At 45.2% G+C, this 4,197-nt stretch carries 2 protein-coding genes; both read right to left on the bottom strand.

What is annotated here, in order from left to right; translation table 11 throughout:
* Positions 1-559: 559 nt before the first annotated feature.
* Positions 560-2,290, bottom strand: a complete 1,731-nt coding sequence (gene ltrA, locus QUB12_RS36805; protein WP_333235619.1) for a group II intron reverse transcriptase/maturase — start codon at positions 2,288-2,290, stop codon at positions 560-562.
* 585 nt (positions 2,291-2,875) lie between these two features.
* Positions 2,876-3,169 (bottom strand): reverse transcriptase N-terminal domain-containing protein, encoded by a 294-nt coding sequence (locus tag QUB12_RS36810; RefSeq protein ID WP_333235621.1) that lies wholly within the window; start codon positions 3,167-3,169, stop codon positions 2,876-2,878.
* Positions 3,170-4,197 lie beyond the last annotated feature (1,028 nt).

The following is a 4,197-nucleotide window of genomic DNA, read 5'->3' on the forward strand; positions in this document are numbered from 1 at the left end:
TTCGTTCAGGAGCAAATTTTGAACTCCTATCTGAATCATTACAACTCAGCATTCGCTTTTTAACCCTTCCTCTATCCTCCAGAAAGTTGTGTCCTCGTTACCTTAGACCTACTAGGAGTTTTCGACCTCTCCTAGACTCTGTAGGACTTACCCTGTCGTATCGTTTGGTTTTACATTCTCGGTTAGGTGCTATCTAGTTCAGCGATGGGTTTAAGTTCACACGACTCATAAATAAGGGAGTTATAAATCCACCCATAATGTCCTATCAGCCTTATTTGGACACTCCCGGTATTACGCCGTTTAACGATAGTTCACTTTCGTTCACCATTCGAGAACTCTCTCTAGCTCCTGACCGACTTAGGCTGTCAGCTTCGGCTACATTCGTGGTCTGCACTCCAGTTGTTTCGTTACCTACTTGACCGTGACCGGACTCTGAGAATAGAGTCTTTTACGTGAGAGTAAGGGGTGTGAATCCCTTAGTGGAGTAGGCTCCACGTGCCAAACGACCTTTCAGGTCGCGCCCCTAAGAACCGGACTTGACAGTTTCCCATCATCCGGCTCAAGCCTCCAAAACCTCAGAGCGTTTGCCTGTATGTATGTGCTTGTGACAGGCTTTGTGAAGGTGAACAAGGTTTTGGGCCTTGTCTGTTCCTCCATCTACCACCCTATTTTTGTGATGAGTGTGCAGTTCTTCTCCATTGAACAAGTGTTCACCGCATACTGGACATTTCCAATTTTGGTTAACCGCTACGTTATAGAGTTTTGAGCCTTTTGCCCAGTACGATTTCCCGTATTTGGATTGGCGGTCTTGCCAGTATTTGGTGAGTGTTGGGTCGTCGGGAGATGCCGTGTCTTTGACTTTGACATGGCGTACTATGGGGATGTATGCCAGCTTCGGCAGGGTTATTAATGTTTCCCTACCATGTCTGTTCAAGAAGGGTTGGGCAAAGTTCCACTTCGTCCCGTTGATTGTTCTGAAGTATTTTTGGGCTACCCAACCTTTCCCCTTTTTCGGGTGTCTTCTTAGCGACCACTTCCACAGCATTTGCCATATTCGGTAGTCTACGTAAGAAAACGTCTCCTTACTGACCTTGTGCTTGTAGTAGTTCCCCCATCCTCTAATGATTGGGCTAAGGTGCTGGATAACTGCCGTTGCTTTTACCGTTTTGTGTTGATTCAGCCATTGTTGAATTCCAGACAGGAATTCTTTGACCTTTTCTTTTTGCGGTTTAATTAAGCATTTACCCTTGTAATGTCGGACATTGAACCCTAAGAAATTGAAGCCATCATTAATATGAGTGATTTGGGTTTTATCCGCATTAAGTTTTAAACCCCTCTGATTTAGCCATTCTTCTAGGATGGGTTTAATGGCTTCCAAATCCTCACGATTTTCTGCGGTGATGATGAAGTCATCAGCGTAGCGAACAAACCCATATTTGGGTTTGTGTTCCCTCTCTGTTCTTTTTCTACCTTTTGAGTCGGTATATTTGTATTCCTTCGTCTTTTTATATTGACTTAGGAATTTTTCCATTCCGTCGAGGGCTATGTTTGCCAATAAGGGAGAAATAATCCCTCCCTGTGGCGTTCCGCTTTCGGTATCGTGGAATATTTCTGCCTCTACATATCCTGCTTTTAGCCACTGTTTGATTAGCTCTTTACCAGGGATTTCTCCTATGGCATTGAGCAGGTATTCGTGGCTAATATTGTCGAACGCCCCTTTTATATCTGCGTCCAGTATCCATCTGTCATTTCCCTGAGCGTTTAGTCTTATCCATGTCTGCTCAATTGCGTCATGGCAACTTCTGCCGGGGCGGAAGCCATAGGACTGGGCTTCAAATCTGGTTTCCCAGACTGGTTCTAGGGCATTCTTGACAATTGCCTGTGCTATTCGGTCTTTGATTGTCGGGATACCTAATGGTCTTTGTTTTCCGTTGGCTTTCGGTATGTATACCCTTTTAGTTGGGCGGACTTTCCATAAGGTATTTTCCTGAATTTCTCTGACCAATTTCACTCTTTCCTGTGGAGTTAAAGCCGTCTGACCATCAATGCCAGCCGTCTGTTTCCCTTTGTTTTCTTGAGTGACTCTTCGCACTGACAATAGCAGGTTGGAGTAACTGCGAAGCATCAGTTTCATGAGGCTTCTAACCTTATTCCACTGACCGTTCTGGGCTGCTCGGTAGATTCTCCGTCTCAGGTTTCTGACACGCTTTTTGATGAGCTTCCAATTGATGGATGCCCACCCCTTGAGCGGTTCCTTCGTTCCGATGTCATTGCTGACTCTATCTTTCACGTTGGTTCAATTCCTTTACGCAAAATTTACCGTTGAAGACCCGCTGGAAGTCTGCCATCTTTCGATGCGGGGCAAAGCCTGAACCCCTATCTTCCGCATTACCAGAAGCGTTCGCTTTCTCCAGCATCCCCTACCCTCTGGATAATTCCGTTTTCCTTACGGTCAACCTACTCATGCCATCGACCTGGCTTGAGAATCCGTAGGGTTTATCGTGTTTCGTACATTTAACCTTCAACCGATTTGGGTTCCACCTATATTCCGGTGAGAGTTTCGCTCTCTCGTTACTAGCCACAAGGCGCTGCCAGTAACCTACTCACTTGCCTTTTTGGCTAGAGTGTATCAGCCTGATTTCACTCTTTAGACATAACGGAATCTACGGTGGTTCACATAACGTTAACCCTTTTCAGTCTTCCCCTTGCCCTTTCACCGAATTAGGCTATCAGTTGCGGGGCTTTCATGCCTTGCATTCCAACAGGTTCATTACTTACTGCTGTTGTAGGCGGAGTGTGACACTCTTTTATGTGGGGACAGAGAGAGAGAGTTCTCCGGGAGAGGCGGCTCTCCAGTTATTCAGCGCAGATGCGCCTAATGTACGACTTCACGTCGCACACCATGATTATCCTGTGTCACCCTACGGACTGCTAGACATTTAGCAGCAAAGGATTTCATCAACAACTTCTGGAGTCGTCGCATTGTGCCAACATCACCACGTTGACTTGCCTTGAATATTCTCTTTTGGAGGCGGTAGACATGACGGTGAAATTTCTTCCACGGTATATCTTTCCAGTTCACCATGAGTTCAGTTTTACTGACCACTGTCTTGAATAATCCTCTGACATTGAAACTATCCAAATCGGTTAAACGTGAGTCTGTCTGCATATCTCAGGCATTACCCTGAGCGTTGGCTTCTGACTCTATCTTTCCTACTCGTTGCTTGTAGTTAGCACCTACCTTTGGTATTCGACCTCCAAAGGAGCAAGCGAGAGGTTACTTCGTTCCTGATAAACATTGTTTTGGACTTTTAGGATGCTACTCTCTGCGGGAGTGATTTTGAGGTATATCACAACTAAAACACGCCGCTTATCTTCACTCGTTGACTTGTTTTGTCTTTGGTGTATCAGCCTTGTTTCACCAATCTACGATGACCACAGTTCAGACGTAGCTTTCTTGCGTATCCATGAGTCCTTGCCAGATAACCTTATGTCAGGCTTATTTCGGATTATCTTTTACCCTGCTTCACGGATTGATGGCTAGTCGCTACCGTGAGGGTATGGCTTTCACTCTTATACCAAGAGGGATGGACTTGGATTTCTAGGTTACTTTCCTCACCATCATGTTTATCAAGTTGTCAAGGTTCTACCTTGCTAGCCATCCTCCGAGTTCGGTTTCGGCTAAACGAATCGCACATTTTGTTCGTACCAATTAAATCTATCAGCCAACAGGTAATTGTATTGGGCAGACAGCATGGATAGCATTCCCTTGCGGGTGATCTAGAGGATGTCTAGTCATCACAGCTTAAACTAACTTCAAAGGTATGTTGACTAGACATCCTGTGAGACAAAAACTCTCAAATAAAAAGCCCTCGCCTAGATTCAGACGGGAGAAGAAAAGGACAGTAAAGCGCAAGAGGTTGTCTCCTTTCACCAAAATATATTTCCCACTACGACAGGAGTTATGCAACAGGCAGCACTACCAGAGCTCACACTTCACTAATACTTTATACACTTTATTGTCTAAAGGTTTAATAGGTTTAACTGTTTACGCAACTGCTCAACATTCTTGATTTGGCTCCAGTCCACATCAGCCTGTTGTAACAGAGAAATCGCCACACCCATCAAATGCTGAGGATACACTCGTTCTGCTGGTGGCACAGCTTGGGCGTTGTTGTCCCTAACAAGTCTGGCTGT

Source organism: Microcoleus sp. B7-D4 (assembly GCF_036705125.1).
Taxonomy (GTDB): Bacteria; Cyanobacteriota; Cyanobacteriia; order Cyanobacteriales; family Microcoleaceae; genus Microcoleus.